The sequence below is a fragment of the Mixta intestinalis genome (assembly GCF_009914055.1).
GTDB classification, from domain to species: Bacteria; Pseudomonadota; Gammaproteobacteria; order Enterobacterales; family Enterobacteriaceae; genus Mixta; species Mixta intestinalis.
Genome location: NZ_CP028271.1, coordinates 2,309,531 through 2,324,804, shown reverse-complemented (window position 1 = coordinate 2,324,804; position 15,274 = coordinate 2,309,531). Strand labels below are relative to the sequence as shown.

Below are 15,274 nucleotides of genomic sequence, written 5' to 3'. Positions count from 1 at the left end.
AAAGCCTTAACCCGGAACCTCGCTGTTGAAGACATAGAGCCTGCGGGGATTCATCTCTGGCGGGCGAATGTTTGTCTGCAGCTTGCCATCGGTGGAGGGCAGCAGATATCCACGATCCGCGCACAGACGTGCCACCTTGCGCGGGTCAAATCCCCGGCAGATTTCTTTCCAGCCGGATGGCATGACGTAGAACGTGGTGACGGCTTCCGTGCCCTGCGCGGTACTGCCTTTCTCCACCCTGCGCCAGCCCACCATATTGCCGGGGCGGTTACGCTCGTCGTGCCAGTCAGCAAAGCGGCTGTACTGATTCGCGGTAAAGAAGCTGCGTACCTGCTCCAGTGCGGCAATATCTTCCTGATTGGCGGTGTGCCCACGATCTTTCAGCCATGCGTTCAGGCAGACGCGGGTTGCCCGCAGCGCTTCACCCTCAGGCCAGCCGGTGATACCCAGCCGGGTTGCCAGCTCGCCCGCCATCGCCACCAGTGCAAAGCGGTTCACAGCCCGGCCTACCTGATTACCCGCATCTTTCGGGGTCAGGGCGGCGGTATATTCCTTCATCAGTGACTTTGCCTGTGCCGTCAGCCCGTTAAGATCAGCGGTCAGGGCTTTCAGCCACTCACGGAACGGCGAACCGTAGTAACTGGACGTGGCCCATTCAAGATGCTCCGCCAGCGCTTTGCCGCTGTCGAAGCCGTGCAGCTCCTCAAATACGCCAAACTTCCCGGAATCGCTGGGGATCTGGATCATCCTGACTTCCATCCCGGCAAAAGTACGCTCTCCGGCTTTTGCCGCATGTTCAGTCAGTGACAGCTCGCCGGTTGAAAAGAACAGCAGCCGCCACTGCTTACGGGTGCGCAGCTCACCGTCCGTACCGGCCCGGCCCTTGCCCTGACCGTTTGCCAGCATGTAGGCGATATTGCCCGCTTCGCGTCCGTCCACCTCCCGGATCTCATCGAGCATCATGGCGGCATCGTTGCGGCGGCTGGCGCATCCCTCCAGCGCGTTGCCGGTTGCCCGCCACGTCTGCCAGTAGTCAGGCCCGCCGCAGACGGAGGTTGCCGCTTTCATGGTGGTGGTCTTACCGTCCGTCGATTCCCCCTTGAGGTGGTAGCCGCCGCCGTCCATACCAACCAGCCGTAACAGGGGTGCAGCAAAAGCCAGACTGACGGCAAATGCCACGCGGGAGTTGCCGGTGCAGTAGCGGGATACGTGCTCCCGCCATTCCTCCGTTGTGCCCGACACACGGAAATCGCGCCCCTGCACGGAAGTGGTCTGGAGAATGACCCCCTCTGCACCTTCACCGCTGACCTCATCCTGCAGGACGTAAACCTGACCATGCCAGCCGGTGCGGCTGACGCAGGTCACGCGGCGTTCCGGTTTACACAGCGAGATATATTCCATCAGGCGGGCGCGGGCCTCGCCGGTGGTGCTGATATAGGAAAGCCCGTTAACCAGTAGTACCCGGCGCAGCTCCTCACCGCTGCCGCTCAGCATTTCCATTGGCATCGCCCAGCGGCGGCGCTCTCCCCACGTATCTTCCCACTCCAGCAGTCGCCCGAAGTTACCGCCATCGGCATCGCAGGTGATTGCCGTCACGCGCAGCGGGTTGCATATTTTGACGTTCTGGATCTCCGTCTCGCCGTTGCGCTGTACCTGTTTTTCATACCAGAGATATTCCTGGGTAAGACGGAACCCGTGCGGCAGCTGCGTGCGGCCTTCCCCACACAGCACCAGACCGTTACGAAAGGCTTCACGGGCGCGGGTAATACCGTGCTCCCGATGGAAATCATTCCAGTCAGCCTTAATCTCTCCCGGTGGCAGCGTCATCCAGCCGCCAACGGCTTTTGCCGCCCGTTCAGCAAAGGATCTGCCGGGGTTTTCGCCCCCGTCCTGAAAATCGTTATCACCGGCGATGATAATTTTTACCTCAGGCCAGCGTGCCCGCAGCGACTGCGCCACGTTGGGCAGGTTGCCCGCAGATATGGCAGCCACTACGCATCCGGCGGTGAGCTGGCTTACCGTCAGCGCCGTGGCGTAACCTTCGGTAATCACCACCTGTACCGGCGGTTCAGGCGGTAACGGGCTGAGCGCCACAAACGCGCCTTTCATCGTGCTGCCGGGCAGTATGCTTTTTTCACCCGTCGGGGCGATAAGCTGCGCACCGGTCACGGCTCCGGCATTGGTGGTGAGCGGTAGCAGCAGGGAACCGGCAGGAAAATCCTTGCCGCTGATATGCTGCACGCTCCCGGTCAGGGAGGCCGGGTATCCGGCAAACCCTTTCCCGGTCAGATAGGGGCTTTCTCCCGTGTGGCTCTCTTTCATCAGCGCCGCCACGGTAAGGCTCATGTCGCGTTTAGGGGCTTTTTGCCTGGCGGGCTTAACGGGCAGTTCCTGCACATCCGGCACATTAAGCACCTGCGCCACCTCCTGCGCGGCCTTTCTGACGCCGTAGCCGGTCATGAGCTTAACCAGATCCAGACCGTCACCATTGCCGCACTGGCTGCAAATCCACGTCCCGCGCCCGTCAAGGTCATCGAGGCGAAAACGATCCTTGCCCCCACATTTCGGGCAGGGACCGTGCCTGCCGTTTTCAGGTACATCAATACGCAGCATCTGCAGAATAACGGGCCATTTCCCCCGCGCGGCGGCTGAAATCTGCGTAACCGTCTGTGTTGTCATACTTCCCCCTGATACAGCGCCACACCTGTGCTGCAGAAATCATCAAAGGCCGCCGGAAGCGTGCGGTACAGCTCCGCCATCACTTCACAGCCGCGCGCGGTCAGTACCGGCGGCGCGGTCAGCAGTGACGGCTCCAGCATGTCAGTCAGCAGTGCCAGCGCAGCAGCGGCTCCCTGTGCTTCGCCGTACTCGTTAATCAGTGCGCATTCGATATGCAGCGCAATGGCCATTTCAATACGCTCAACCGTCAGGCTGTGCGGACCATACTGATCGCTGCCGGTTTCGTTCAGAGTTTTCTGCCGCCATGCCGACGCAATAGCCCGCCGGTACAACGCGGTAGTCATTTCTGCCGGGAAAATGGAAACCTGCGGCTGGTTCATTTGGCACCTCCTTCAATCAGTGCGCAGCTGTGCGCAATATCCGTCAAATCTGCCCGCAGGTACTCCATCAGCGCGGCGACGCCCGGCGCACAGCCTGTATCGAGCGCTCCGACCTGAGACGGGTATTCAGAAAAGAGAAGCTGGAGCAGGTCGCAGGCATTTCTTGCGCGGGTCAGCTTTCCGAAACCGTCCTCTGACAATCCATAGGCAAAAGCACCGGTATGGTGTTTTTCAGGCAAAGTGTGGCCCTGAGCACTGTTGTGCCCGTTTGAAATATTCATCGTGGATTACTCCGTTTTCAGCGGTGTTTTGTCAGAGAAACTTTGAATAGTGACTGTCGTCAGGTTCAGCAGAACGCCGTATGCTGCGCTCCCGCCAGCGGGTAAATACCACAGACGGATGCAGCGTCAGCGGGCCGGAGCCACTACCGCCTGCCGGAGCTGGCGAAGGTTTTAAGAGCGGTGCATCAAACAGGCGCGTATACCGCTGTTCAAACCATGCCAGAGGGCAGGAAGAAAGCTGGTTGTCGCTGTCATGACGTATCAGTACTTCACAGCTGAATTCAGGATTAACCAGCGCCACGGAGGGCGAGGCTTCAATTAATCGGATGATTGTTACGGTCCAGCCACGTTCATGCTGCCAGCGTTCGCCGGGTTGCGGATAATTACGCATGTTCACCTCCGCAGGGAATGCGACCGGCAAAGCTCAGCACATAGTCCGGGGCAAGTCTGCGCCGCGCTGACCGCTCGTTATCTGCGGTGATCCTTAACATCACGGGGCGGGCATTGCGTTGACTGCGGTTGATCGCCGCAAATAACCAGGTACACTTCTGTTTAGCCATCTTCGTTGCCTCATATAGCGGTTTGGTCAGATGCCTGATTTGTGTTCCAGCACAGTTCGGGCATTGTTTTTTTGTAGCTTTGATGTTTATAATGGTAATCACCATGTAGGTTAATATAGGGTCTGGTCACCACCATGTCAACACCAAAAGAAAAACGTTCACCTCCTTTCCAGATGCGTCTTACAGATGAGTTCCGCCAACAACTTGAAGAAGAAATGCGCAAAGATGGAGATTCAGCTCTTGCATCTTGGATCAAGCGAATTTTGCGTAAAGAGCTACTAAATCGTGGCATCGATCCAAAGAATTGATTAATTGATGGGGGAGAATTTTTTCTCCCCAATTTAGTTAAGGTTTCCATTATATTCCCTTTATTCCCGCTGATTGTGCTTTAACCCACTGCCTAATTTCTTGTGCATCGTAGATTGTTACTCTCTCGGTTAATCGAGTCGCCTGTGGAAAACCGGGTTTATTTTTGGTCCAGCGCCAGAGAGTCACTGAACTGATGTTGAGAAAATCAGCAGTATGTTTAGCTCTGGCATTGCCTGACAGGGGGTAATTTTTGATTGTCATATGAATCACCTGCAATCCTACTTAACGTAATGAAACGAACGGATGCAGGCTACTTTTAGGTGTGCAGCAATGCGCGGAGTTTTTGAAAACTCGTCAGAATTATCAAAAATTATCTACCTTTTACCTGCCCTTTGAAGCCAGTCATCTAAAGTATCATCAGTGATTTCAGGTAGTTCCATTTCAGGGCCTGCTTTTCTGCTCAGATGATCTTTTATTTGAGTAATAGATGAAAATCTCATCATTTCTTCCGTTACTCCCAAAGCATTCATCAGGGATGCTATGTAGGTTGATTGCTTTGCTGTAGTCCTGACTTTCGGCGTTTCAGTTGTTTGATATGAGGTTAATGTTCTTGTATCTTTATCCTTGCTTATTACAGGCATGTGTGTGCCAGATAAAGCATGTTTATTTATATATTCAATATAGTAACCAGTAATTTGCAGCTGATAGTGCTTGTCGTTTATATCAGGAGCGTGCTCGCAAAGATACTGTAAGTATTTAATATCAACCTCTACGCAGTTCTTTAATTTTCCAGAAAATTGATTGTTTATCAAAATTGGAGAAATGAGTTGAAATCTTTCCCCTTCTGATTTAAATTCGGGGTTTTCTTCACTAAATAAAGAAAGTTCAATTGAATCCATTAATCCCGTATTTATTGCAGATAAAATATTTCCATCTACAGGCCATATTCCATTAAGATATGTTTGTACCAAGTAATGTTCTTCGGTTTCGACCAAATGAAATTTTTCAGGTATGTAAAAATAACCTGACTTAAATTTATCTGAGAAAATATATGGTATGCCATCAGCAGATGGCAGAGCTTCAAGATTGAGGGTTTCAACTTGCTCTAAAATATTACCATCAGATTTTAAGAATGGAATGTAGAAATAATATATTTTTTGAAAATTTAAGCAGAGGTTAATTTTTCCTGTATAACACCAGTGGAATATATCATCAATTTCACAATCAAGTATTTTTGCCGCTCTTGATATAGAGCAATATTCTAATGGGGCTAAGCCGTTACGTTTCCAAATATTTTTTTCGTTATGTCTGCTCATTATTTGACCACCTTAAGCATTGTCAATGGTTTTTCACTAATTTCATAGGGTGCAATATAACTTTCACAATTGCTGATTATATAATGTGACCACCATTGCATCATTCTCCGGCGTTCTTGCATGTGTTGTGCCAGGTGAACATAAGCCGCTCGCACTTCATTTCGTTCTTGATGGCTCATTTGCCGTTCCACTGCATCCCTAGACCATAACCCTGATTCTGTCAGGGCTGAGCACGCCATTGCTCTAAATCCGTGAAGGCAAATGTCCGCCTGCGTGTCGTACCCCATAATCCTCAATGACTTATTAACTGTGTTCTCACTCATCGGCTTGTAAGGGTTACTATCTCCGGGGAAAATAAGCTCATACTCACCACTTATTTTTTTAATGGCTTCGAGAACATCAATAGCTTCATTAGATAATGGAACATAATGAATACTACCCATTTTTGCCCCGCGTTCTGAATATTTTACCCCCTCAATTCTTTTTCTTTGAGCAGGAATAGTCCACATTGCAGTTTCAAAATTAATTTCCCCCCATCTTGCATGTCTCAGTTCACTGGAGCGAACAAAAGTATGAAGGGAAAATAATACCGCCAACTTAGTTAACGGTCTCCCAGTATAGCTATCAATTTTTGATATTAATTCGGGTAATCGTTCTAACGGAAGTGCAGGGCGATGCTTTATTTTGGGGCTGGCAATTGCTCCTCTTAGATCATGGGTAGGGTTGTATTCAACAATTCCACGCTGAATAGCGTACCGGAAAACACTTGCAAGAGTAGTTTTCACTCTTCCTGTTGTCGCTCCAATTCCCTGATCACTCATCCTCACCAATAATGGCAACAGATCACTTGTTTTTAATGAATCGATGGGTTTATTTCCGATAAATGGGAAAATATGATTTTCCATTTCTCTTAAAATTTTAATGCGGGTAATCTCTTTCCATGAGGGATGGCCTATAGAGCCTTTATGCCACTCTAAAGCGATTGTCTGGAATGTAGCCGAGGTGGGTTCTGTTGGCGCTGCTTTTTTAGATACTCTGGGGTCAACACCGTCGGCTAAAAGTTGCCTTGCTTCATCTCTGCGCTTACGGGCAAGTGCCAGCGAAACGTCTGGGAAAACGCCCAAAGCCAGCGTAGCTTGTTTGCCGTTAAATCTGTAGTTCATTCGCCATGCCTTGGTCCCGTTCTTTTTAACTAAAAGATACAGGCTGCCCCCATCCGTCAGTTTGTAGTCTGTTTCTTTGGGTTTAGCGTTTTCAACTTTCTTAGGTGATAGCTCATTTAGTGCCATGGAGGGTAATCTTTGTTGTCAGTTGATGGTATCGGCTTATCGAACCGTGAGTACCATCAACGATACCATCAGAATCATGTAATGTCATGAAATGAACTGAAACCATGTTCAAGGCGTCAAGCCCTGATTTTGCTGGTTTTAAGGGAGGAGGTGAAGTGTGTTGAAACGTGATGAAATGAAAGGGTATTGTCCCCTGCAGGAATCGAACCTACAACTAGCCCTTAGGAGGGGCTCGTTATATCCATTTAACTAAGGGGACGGCGGCGGGCAGTATAGCGCAATTTCTTCCGTAGATTAACCACTTACCCGCCTGATTGCTCATAATACCAGCAGCATGGCGATCAGGTGGCCTTTTTGCCGGTTTTCTCCTGCCTTTTGCGTTTTGCTTCGGCCTCCGCTTTTGCTTTATTACTCATATCGTTACGAATTTGCGCGTGGCTGAGCAGCGCAAAGATAAAGGTGCCGCCGATAATATTGCCAACAAGAGTGGGCAGGGCGAAGGGCCAGATAAATGCCTGCCAGGGAAGATCGCCGGTAAAAACCAGATACCAGACTTCTACCGAACCCACGACAATATGTGACAGATCGCCCAGGGCTACCAGCCAGGTCATCACCACAATAATTAGCACTTTCGCGGCGGCAGCCGAAGGAAACATCCAGACCATAGTGGCGATAATCCAGCCAGCTACAATGGCATTTGCAAACATCTCACCAGGCGGATTCGCCATAACTTTTTCACTGATATGGGTAAAGGCAAGGCGTGTCGGGTCGTCAAAGATGGGCATATGCGTAAAGGCCAGCGCCGCCAGCCCGGTACCGATCAGGTTGCCCAGCAGCACGATGCCCCACAGACGCAGCAACAGCAGGAAATTACTGCCGGATGGTTTATGCATTACTGGCAATACGGCTGTGACCGTATTTTCAGTAAACAGCTGCTGACGAGCCATAATGACAATAATAAAGCCGAAGGTATAACCTAAATTCTCCAGCAGAAATGCGCCCGGGACGTCTGTCAGGTGCGTTTGAAAGATACCTTTTGCCATCAGTGAAGCCCCCATAGAAAGCCCGGCGGCGATAGCTGACCACAGTAGTGCCATGCCATCCCGTTCCAGTTCTTTCTCTCCATCCTGACGTATCTGCTCGTGAATAGCCGCGGCGCGTGAGGGAAGTCGCTTTTCATCTACTTCTATCTCTTTGCCATGCTCCTTCTCTTCGCTCTCGACTTCCGGTTCATGTTCCTGCTGCTGTTGCGATGACATAACGTCCCCAGTGATATCAAATAGTGATTTAAGCGTAGCCAGGTTTCACGTAAGTAAAATGTGACTAATTTTTAGTGGAAAGGTAACAAAGCTTTAATGTCGTTGTATTTTTCACCAAAAACTTGATCTGATGCGGGTTGTTTAATCAAATCAACCAGTTCGCAGAGGCTGGCTACGCTTCGGGGTGATACTGACTTATGTTATTATCGCGACCCGATTTAATAGTGCGATATTTCCCCCCATGCTGGAAGCCATCAATCTGACCTGTGTACGCGATGAACGCGTGCTGTTCAGCGATCTTCATTTTGCGGTAAATCGCGGCGATATCGTCCAGATTGAAGGACCGAACGGTGCCGGTAAAACCTCGCTGTTGCGCCTGTTGGCAGGGCTTAGCCGCGCCGAGCGGGGTGAAGTGTGCTGGCAGGAAGAGCCGCTACGTCGACAGCGGGAACGCTGGCATCGCGATCTGCTGTTTCTCGGGCACCAGCCTGGGGTAAAAAGCGTGCTTTCGCCGCTGGAAAATCTCGCTTTTTATCATGCCGAATGTTCTGAAGAACAGCATTTTGCCGCTCTGGAGGCTGTCGATCTGCTGGGCCTTGAAGAGGTTGCCGTAGCGCAGCTCTCAGCAGGGCAGCAGCGGCGCGTGGCGTTGGCGCGGCTGTGGCTCAGCAAAGCGCCGGTCTGGATCCTTGATGAACCCCTGACGGCGATAGATGTTAACGGGGTAGAAAAACTGATGGCGCTCTTTGTGCAACACGCGCGGCATGGCGGCCTGGTTATTTTGACCACGCATCAGCCGTTGCCCTCTGCTGCCTGGCCGCTGCGAAAAATAAGCCTGACGGCAGGAGAGATAAGCTAATGCTGTGGCGCGTGATCGGCCGGGAACTGCGCATCGCTTTTCGTAGCGGTTCTGAAGTCATTAATCCGCTGTGGTTTTTTTTAATCGTGATTACGCTGTTTCCGCTGGGGATTGGCCCTGAACCGCAGCTGCTGGCGCGCATTGCGCCGGGCGTGGTGTGGGTAGCCGCGTTACTCTCTTCGTTGCTGGCGCTGGAAAGGCTGTTTCGCGATGATTTTGCCGATGGATCGCTGGAACAGCTGCTGTTGCTGCCGACGCCGTTGCCGGTCACGGTGCTGGGAAAGGTCATCGCGCACTGGACGATCACCGGTTTGCCGCTGCTGCTGCTTTCACCACTGGCAGCACTGTTACTGTCGCTCAACTTTGCCAGCTGGTGGGCATTGGCGCTGACGCTATTGCTGGGCACGCCTGTTTTCAGCTTTCTGGGCGCGATCGGTGTGGCGTTAACCGTTGGCCTGCGCCGTGGCGGTATCTTACTGAGTTTGCTGGTGCTGCCGCTGGCGGTGCCGGTGCTTATTTTCGCCAGCGCGGCAATTGACGCAGCCGGTATGGGGTTACCCATTAACGGCTATCTGGCGATTTTGGGCGCTATGCTGGCGGCCAGTGCAAGCCTTGCGCCATTCGCTACGGCAGCGGCGTTACGTATCAGCCTGCACTGAGCGCAACCGTTTTATGTTTTTACTGTGAGCAATAATAATGTGGAAATGGATTCATCAGCTGGCTAAGCCGGAACGGCTTTATCAGTTTAGTGGCCGACTGGTTCCCTGGTTCGGCCTGGCGGCGGCACTGGCATTACTTATTGGCTGGATTTGGGGATTTGGTTTTGCTCCGCCCGACTATCAGCAGGGCGAAAGCTATCGCATCATCTATATCCATGTGCCTGCCGCGATCTGGTCGATGGGCGTTTACAGCGCGATGGCCGTAGCGGCCTTTATCGGCCTGGTGTGGCAAATGAAAATGGCTGATTTAGCCGCCGCTGCGATGGCTCCGGTCGGCGCTACCTTTACTTTTATCGCGCTGGTAACCGGTTCCGCATGGGGCAAGCCGATGTGGGGCACCTGGTGGATTTGGGATGCGCGTTTAACCTCCGAGCTGGTGCTGCTGTTTCTCTATATGGGGGTTATTGCGCTCTACAATGCTTTTGACGATCGGCGTCTTGCCGGACGTGCCGCCGGGATTTTAATTCTCGTCGGTGTGGTCAATATTCCCATCATCCATTTTTCCGTACAGTGGTGGAACACGCTGCATCAGGGATCATCCGGCGCGATGCAGCAGGCGATAGCGCCCGTCATGCGCAGCCCGCTGCGCTGGTCAATCGTTGGCTACCTGCTGTTATTTATCTCCCTGACGCTGATGCGTCTGCGTAACCTGATTTTGCTGACCGAACGCCATCGCCCCTGGGTTGCCGCGCTGGTAAACCGAAAAGGAGACGCCGTATGAATCTCGCATTTTCATCATGGCAGGATTTTCTGGCGATGGGCGGCTACGGCTTTTATGTCTGGCTGGCCGTCAGCTTTACGCTGCTGCCGCTGGCGCTGTTGATTGCGCATACCTTCTGGCAGCGTCGCCAGCTGTTAAAAAGCGTGCACCAGCATCAGGCGCGTGAACGTCGCATCAGGGCGGCAAAAATGAAACAGGCCGCAAGCCAGGCGGCAGGAGAATAATGTGAATACCCGTCGTAAAAATCGGCTTTATATGGTGGTGGCGATCCTTATGGGACTGGGCCTGGCGACGACGCTGGTGATGTATGCGCTGCGTTCAAATATCGATCTCTTCTATACGCCCAGCGAAATTATTAACGGCAAAGGCGAGGCGCTGGCGAAGCCTGAACCGGGCCAGCGGCTGCGCGTCGGCGGTATGGTGATGCCCGGTAGCGTAAAACGTGATGAGAAAACGCTGCGCGTCAATTTTAAACTCTATGACGCTAACGGCGTTGTTGATGTCAGCTATGAAGGCATCCTGCCCGATCTGTTTCGGGAAGGGCAGGGCGTTGTGGCGCAGGGCGAGTTGCTGACGGGCAACCGGATCAACGCGAAAGAGGTGCTGGCGAAACATGATGAGAAATATACGCCGCCGGAAATTGCTGACGCGATGAAGAAGAATCATCAAAGTCCGGCAGCGATAGCGCTGCCGCAGGGTGGCCGCCCATGATGCCGGAAATCGGGCATTTTCTGCTCTGTCTGGCGCTGGCCGTATCGCTGCTGCTGAGCGTCTATCCGCTATGGGGCGTATCGCGCCAGGATAGCCGCCTGATCGGGCTGGCGCGTCCGCTGGCCATCGGGCTGTTTCTCTGCGTGGCGGGCAGTTTTTTGCTGCTGGTTCATGCATTTATCGTCAATGATTTTACTGTTGCCTATGTAGCGAATAACTCTAACAGCCAGCTGCCGGTTGGCTATCGTATCGCCGCTACCTGGGGCGCGCACGAAGGCTCACTGTTGCTGTGGCTGCTGATGCTTAGCGGCTGGACGCTGGCGGTGGCAATCTTTAGTCGCGGTATGCCACAGGACGCTATCGCCCGTGTGCTGGCGGTAATGGGGATGATCAGTTTCGGTTTTCTGCTGTTTATTATTTTTACCTCTAATCCCTTTGCCCGCACGCTGCCCGATTTTCCCATTGACGGGCGCGATCTGAATCCGATGCTACAGGATATCGGGCTGATTTTTCACCCGCCGCTGCTCTACATGGGCTATGTCGGATTCTCCGTCGCCTTCGCCTTTGCTATCGCCTCGCTGATGGCCGGGCGGCTTGACACCGCCTGGGCACGCTGGTCGCGCCCGTGGACCATTGCGGCCTGGCTGTTTCTGACCATCGGTATCGTACTCGGTTCGGCCTGGGCCTATTACGAGCTGGGCTGGGGCGGCTGGTGGTTCTGGGATCCGGTGGAAAACGCTTCCTTTATGCCGTGGCTGGTGGGAACCGCATTGATGCATTCGCTGGCAGTCACGGAGAAGCGCGGCACCTTTAAGGCCTGGACGGTGCTTTTGGCGATAACCGCCTTTTCGCTTAGCCTGCTCGGCACTTTTCTGGTTCGCTCAGGGGTGCTGGTATCGGTTCACGCCTTCGCGTCCGATCCCGCGCGCGGCATGTTTATTCTCGCCTTCCTGGTGATTGTTATCGGCAGTTCGCTGTTGCTGTATGCCCTTAAAGGCGGGCGGGTGCGCAGCCGAGTGCAGAACGATTTCTGGTCGCGTGAATCTTTCCTGCTCGGTAATAACGTACTGTTGATTGCCGGAATGCTGGTTGTGCTGCTGGGAACGCTGCTGCCGCTGGTACATAAGCAGCTGGGGCTTGGCTCCATCTCTATCGGTCAGCCGTTTTTTAACACCATGTTCAGCTGGCTGATGGCGCCGTTTGCGCTGATGCTGGGTATCGGTCCGCTGGTACGCTGGCGTCGTGATGAACCGCAAAAACTCTGGAAACGGCTGGCGCTGGCGCTGCTGATCACCTTGTTGCTGTCGGTGCTGCTGCCGTGGCTGATGCAGGATCGTATTGAGGCGATGACGGTGGTTGGGCTGATGATGGCGCTGTGGGTCATTATATTGACGCTGCTGGAGCTGCATGAACGCGCCACGCATCGACACAGCCTGCTGCGCGGTATGAGCAAACTGTCGCGCAGCCACTGGGGCATGGTGCTGGGGCACCTCGGCGTTGCCGTTACGGTAATCGGTATCGCCTTCAGCCAGAATTACAGCGTTGAGCGCGATGTGCGTATGAAGGGCGGTGACAGCGTTGATATCCATCAGTACCGCTTCCTGTTCCGCGAAGTGCGGGAGCTACAGGGGCCAAATTACAGCGGCGGCGAGGCATTGATCGACGTAACGCGTAACGGCAAACCAGAGGCGACCCTGCGGGCGGAAAAACGCTACTACAACGTGGCGCGCAGTATGATGACCGAAGCGGCAATTGACGGCGGCCTGACGCGCGATCTTTATGCTGCGCTTGGCGAGGAACTCAGCGATGGTTCCTGGGCGGTGCGGATTTATTACAAACCTTTTGTGCGCTGGATATGGTACGGCGGCCTGTTTATGGCCTGCGGCGGGCTGCTTTGCCTGCTCGATCCGCGTTACCGCAGCCGTCACAAAGCGCAACGGGAAACGGTATGAACAAGAAGATCCTTTTTATTCCGCTGATTCTTTTTCTGTTGCTGGCCGCAGCGCTGATGTGGCAGCTATCGCGTAATGCCGACGGCGACGATCCGACGCGGCTGGAATCGGCGTTGATCGGCAAGCCGGTGCCGCTGTTTAAGCTGGAAGCGCTGGATATTCCGGGTAAAACCTTTAATCAGTCGGTGCTGGCGGACGGCAAACCGCTGTTGCTGAACGTCTGGGCAACCTGGTGTCCTACCTGCCGCGCTGAGCATCAATATCTCAACGTCCTGGCGGAACAGGGCGTGCGCGTGGTGGGGCTGAACTATAAGGACGATCGCGCAAAAGCGATTAACTGGCTGAATACGCTTGGTAATCCTTATGCGCTCAGCCTGTATGACGGCAGCGGTATGCTCGGCCTGGATCTGGGCGTGTATGGCGCACCGGAAACATTTTTGATTGATGGTCAGGGCATTATTCGTTATCGCCATGCGGGGGATTTGAACGATCGTGTCTGGCAACAGGAACTGGCACCGCTGTGGCAAAAATACAGCAAAGAGGCGGAGAGATGAGAAAAGTAATTCTGTTACTGGCGGGGATGCTGCTCAGCCTGAGCGCGCTGGCGGCAATTGAAACCTGGCAGTTTGATTCCGCACAGCAGGAGCAGCAGTACCGTGAGCTTACCACCTCGCTGCGCTGTCCTAAATGCCAGAACAACAGCATTGGCGATTCCAACGCGATGATTGCCGCCGATATGCGAATGAAAGTTTATCAGCTGCTGAAGCAGGGACAGAGTGAAGAGCAGATTACAGAGTATATGATTGCGCGCTACGGCGATTTCGTTACCTATCAGCCGCCGATGCGGGCATCAACGCTGGTGCTGTGGGCCGGGCCGCTGCTGTTTATCCTGGCGGGCGGTCTGGTGATTTTTTTACGCAGCCGCCGTCTGCCGGCCGAGAGCGAGCAGCTGGACGAAGCGGAGCAGCAGCGGCTTGATGCGCTGCTGAACGGTGACAGGAAACCATAATGACGCTTTTCTGGATAGTAGTTATAGCGCTGCTGGCGGCATCGACTGTGCTGTTGCTTGCAGCGGGCTGGCGGGGCGATCGCCATGCTGCCGTCGATCGCAACGCGCTGAATACGCTTTTTTATCAGCAGCGGCTGAAGGAGCTGGAGCAGGATGAGGCGCTGGGCGTTATCGCCGCGCGTCAGCCGATGGTGCAGGAGCTACAGCAAACGCTGCTGGCGGATATTCCTGCCGATGCGACGCCCGCGACGCCGGTGCGCCCGCTGAGCCGCTGGGTGTTGTTGCCGGGCGTGCTGGTTCTGGTGCTGGTTAGCCTGGGCTGTTACCTGAAAACCGGCGATCTGCCGGGTCTGGTTGGCTGGCAGCAGGTACAGGCGGAATATCCCGCGCTGCGTGCGCGCCTGCTGGACGCGGAAGCGAAGCCGCTGTCGGTAGAAGAGCTGGCACGTCTGGGATTGGGGATGCGTACTGCGCTACAGCAGGATAAGGACAGCGTACATGACTGGCTGATTCTGGGACGCATCGGCATGGTGTTAAATAATCGTAATACTGCCGTGCAGTCGTTTCAGCGTGCGTTACAGCTGGCACCGAATAATGAAGAGATCAAGCTCAGCTATGCAGATGTGCTGACGCGCTCCAGCGATCCGCAGGATAATCGGGAAGCGCAAGCGATGCTTAACGCGATGTTAAAGCAGAATCCCGATAATGTGCGCATACTTAGCCTTGCGGCGTTTAACGCATTTGAGCAGCAGCAGTACCAGCGGGCCATCGGTGCCTGGCAAACCATGCTGTTGCTGTTGCCCGCGGGCGATACGCGTATTGCGCAGGTAAAGCGCAATATTGAACAGGCGAAGACTGCCGCAGGGCTGCAAACCAGCAAGCTGTCGCTGACCATTACGCTGGCACCGGAAGCAGAAAAAATGTTACCGCAGGGCGGAGTCATGTATATTTCTGTTTTCGACGGTGTTTCACCGGTTCCGGTGGCGGTTAAGCGGTTGCCGCTGAGTCATTTTCCGCTATCGCTGACGCTGGATGATAGCAACGCCATGGTAGCGGATCGTCTGCTTTCTGCGCAGCATCAGGTGCTGGCACGCGTGCGCATCATACGTGAAGGCAGCGCTACTCCGCAAACCGGCGACTGGTTTGGCGAGAGCGCACTGACGCCCTTTGATGGTCAGCAGCATCTGACTGTTGAGATCAATCAGCAGCAGCCCTGAAACGGTAAGCACT

The 15,274-nt window shown here is 53.8% G+C and carries 19 protein-coding genes and 1 tRNA gene; 10 read left to right on the top strand and 10 right to left on the bottom strand.

Annotated features, from left to right (window positions below; translation table 11 throughout):
• Positions 1–6 precede the first annotated feature (6 nt).
• The 5 genes from C7M51_RS10850 to C7M51_RS10830 are packed head-to-tail and all read right to left on the bottom strand — an operon-like array spanning position 7 to position 3,900.
• Positions 7–2,679: a TOPRIM and DUF927 domain-containing protein gene (locus tag C7M51_RS10850; protein ID WP_160621806.1), complete on the bottom strand. Its 2,673-nt coding sequence runs from the start codon at positions 2,677–2,679 to the stop codon at positions 7–9.
• Positions 2,676–3,059 carry a DUF5375 family protein gene (locus C7M51_RS10845; RefSeq protein WP_009309598.1) on the bottom strand — a complete coding sequence of 128 codons (384 nt, stop codon included), beginning with the start codon at positions 3,057–3,059 and terminating at the stop codon, positions 2,676–2,678. Before C7M51_RS10845 ends, C7M51_RS10850 begins: the two co-directional genes overlap by 4 nt.
• Positions 3,056–3,340, bottom strand: coding sequence for a hypothetical protein (locus tag C7M51_RS10840; protein WP_160621805.1), 285 nt, complete (start codon positions 3,338–3,340; stop codon positions 3,056–3,058). The genes C7M51_RS10845 and C7M51_RS10840 overlap by 4 nt, the downstream gene beginning before the upstream one ends.
• A 31-nt stretch (positions 3,341–3,371) precedes the next feature.
• Positions 3,372–3,731 (bottom strand): hypothetical protein, encoded by a 360-nt coding sequence (locus tag C7M51_RS10835; protein ID WP_160621804.1) that lies wholly within the window; start codon positions 3,729–3,731, stop codon positions 3,372–3,374.
• A complete protein-coding gene (locus C7M51_RS10830) occupies positions 3,724–3,900 on the bottom strand; it encodes a host cell division inhibitor Icd-like protein (RefSeq protein ID WP_001118612.1) in 177 nt (58 codons plus the stop codon). Before C7M51_RS10830 ends, C7M51_RS10835 begins: the two co-directional genes overlap by 8 nt.
• A 134-nt stretch (positions 3,901–4,034) precedes the next feature.
• On the opposite strand from C7M51_RS10830, the gene C7M51_RS22250 reads away from it, so the two are divergent.
• A complete protein-coding gene (locus C7M51_RS22250) occupies positions 4,035–4,208 on the top strand; it encodes a hypothetical protein (RefSeq protein WP_162837907.1) in 174 nt (57 codons plus the stop codon).
• Positions 4,209–4,257: 49 nt separating this feature from the next.
• On the opposite strand, the gene C7M51_RS10825 is transcribed toward C7M51_RS22250, so the two are convergent.
• The 5 genes from C7M51_RS10825 to C7M51_RS10805 form a co-directional block, all read right to left on the bottom strand.
• On the bottom strand, positions 4,258–4,470 hold the full coding sequence (locus C7M51_RS10825; RefSeq protein ID WP_000153152.1) for a helix-turn-helix transcriptional regulator: 213 nt from the start codon (positions 4,468–4,470) through the stop codon (positions 4,258–4,260).
• Positions 4,471–4,583: 113 nt separating this feature from the next.
• On the bottom strand, positions 4,584–5,525 hold the full coding sequence (locus C7M51_RS10820; RefSeq protein WP_160621803.1) for a hypothetical protein: 942 nt from the start codon (positions 5,523–5,525) through the stop codon (positions 4,584–4,586).
• Positions 5,525–6,814: a tyrosine-type recombinase/integrase gene (locus tag C7M51_RS10815; protein ID WP_160621802.1), complete on the bottom strand. Its 1,290-nt coding sequence runs from the start codon at positions 6,812–6,814 to the stop codon at positions 5,525–5,527. The genes C7M51_RS10820 and C7M51_RS10815 overlap by 1 nt, the downstream gene beginning before the upstream one ends.
• 187 nt (positions 6,815–7,001) lie before the next feature.
• A tRNA-Arg gene (locus C7M51_RS10810) sits at positions 7,002–7,073 on the bottom strand.
• An 82-nt stretch (positions 7,074–7,155) separates the two neighbouring features.
• Positions 7,156–8,073 carry a formate/nitrite transporter family protein gene (locus C7M51_RS10805; RefSeq protein WP_160621801.1) on the bottom strand — a complete coding sequence of 306 codons (918 nt, stop codon included), beginning with the start codon at positions 8,071–8,073 and terminating at the stop codon, positions 7,156–7,158.
• Positions 8,074–8,314: 241 nt separating this feature from the next.
• On the opposite strand from C7M51_RS10805, the gene ccmA reads away from it, so the two are divergent.
• From ccmA to ccmI, 9 genes are read left to right on the top strand one after another with little or no spacing between them, the layout of a single operon-like run.
• Positions 8,315–8,932 carry a cytochrome c biogenesis heme-transporting ATPase CcmA gene (ccmA, locus tag C7M51_RS10800; protein ID WP_160621800.1) on the top strand — a complete coding sequence of 206 codons (618 nt, stop codon included), beginning with the start codon at positions 8,315–8,317 and terminating at the stop codon, positions 8,930–8,932.
• Positions 8,932–9,591 (top strand): heme exporter protein CcmB, encoded by a 660-nt coding sequence (gene ccmB / locus C7M51_RS10795; RefSeq protein WP_160621799.1) that lies wholly within the window; start codon positions 8,932–8,934, stop codon positions 9,589–9,591. Before ccmA ends, ccmB begins: the two co-directional genes overlap by 1 nt.
• Before the next feature lie 37 nt (positions 9,592–9,628).
• A complete protein-coding gene (locus tag C7M51_RS10790; protein WP_160621798.1) occupies positions 9,629–10,372 on the top strand; it encodes a heme ABC transporter permease in 744 nt (247 codons plus the stop codon).
• Positions 10,369–10,596: a heme exporter protein CcmD gene (gene ccmD / locus C7M51_RS10785; RefSeq protein WP_160621797.1), complete on the top strand. Its 228-nt coding sequence runs from the start codon at positions 10,369–10,371 to the stop codon at positions 10,594–10,596. The genes C7M51_RS10790 and ccmD overlap by 4 nt, the downstream gene beginning before the upstream one ends.
• A gap of 1 nt (position 10,597) precedes the next feature.
• Positions 10,598–11,083 (top strand): cytochrome c maturation protein CcmE, encoded by a 486-nt coding sequence (gene ccmE, locus C7M51_RS10780; protein ID WP_160621796.1) that lies wholly within the window; start codon positions 10,598–10,600, stop codon positions 11,081–11,083.
• Positions 11,080–13,035 (top strand): heme lyase CcmF/NrfE family subunit, encoded by a 1,956-nt coding sequence (locus C7M51_RS10775; protein ID WP_160621795.1) that lies wholly within the window; start codon positions 11,080–11,082, stop codon positions 13,033–13,035. Before ccmE ends, C7M51_RS10775 begins: the two co-directional genes overlap by 4 nt.
• A complete protein-coding gene (locus C7M51_RS10770; RefSeq protein ID WP_160621794.1) occupies positions 13,032–13,589 on the top strand; it encodes a DsbE family thiol:disulfide interchange protein in 558 nt (185 codons plus the stop codon). The genes C7M51_RS10775 and C7M51_RS10770 overlap by 4 nt, the downstream gene beginning before the upstream one ends.
• The gene (locus C7M51_RS10765; RefSeq protein ID WP_160621793.1) at positions 13,586–14,044 is read left to right on the top strand and encodes a cytochrome c-type biogenesis protein; all 459 of its coding nucleotides are present in this window, start codon (positions 13,586–13,588) and stop codon (positions 14,042–14,044) included. Before C7M51_RS10770 ends, C7M51_RS10765 begins: the two co-directional genes overlap by 4 nt.
• Complete coding sequence (gene ccmI / locus C7M51_RS10760; RefSeq protein WP_160621792.1) at positions 14,044–15,261, top strand: c-type cytochrome biogenesis protein CcmI; 1,218 nt, start codon at positions 14,044–14,046, stop codon at positions 15,259–15,261. The genes C7M51_RS10765 and ccmI overlap by 1 nt, the downstream gene beginning before the upstream one ends.
• Positions 15,262–15,274: the final 13 nt, after the last annotated feature.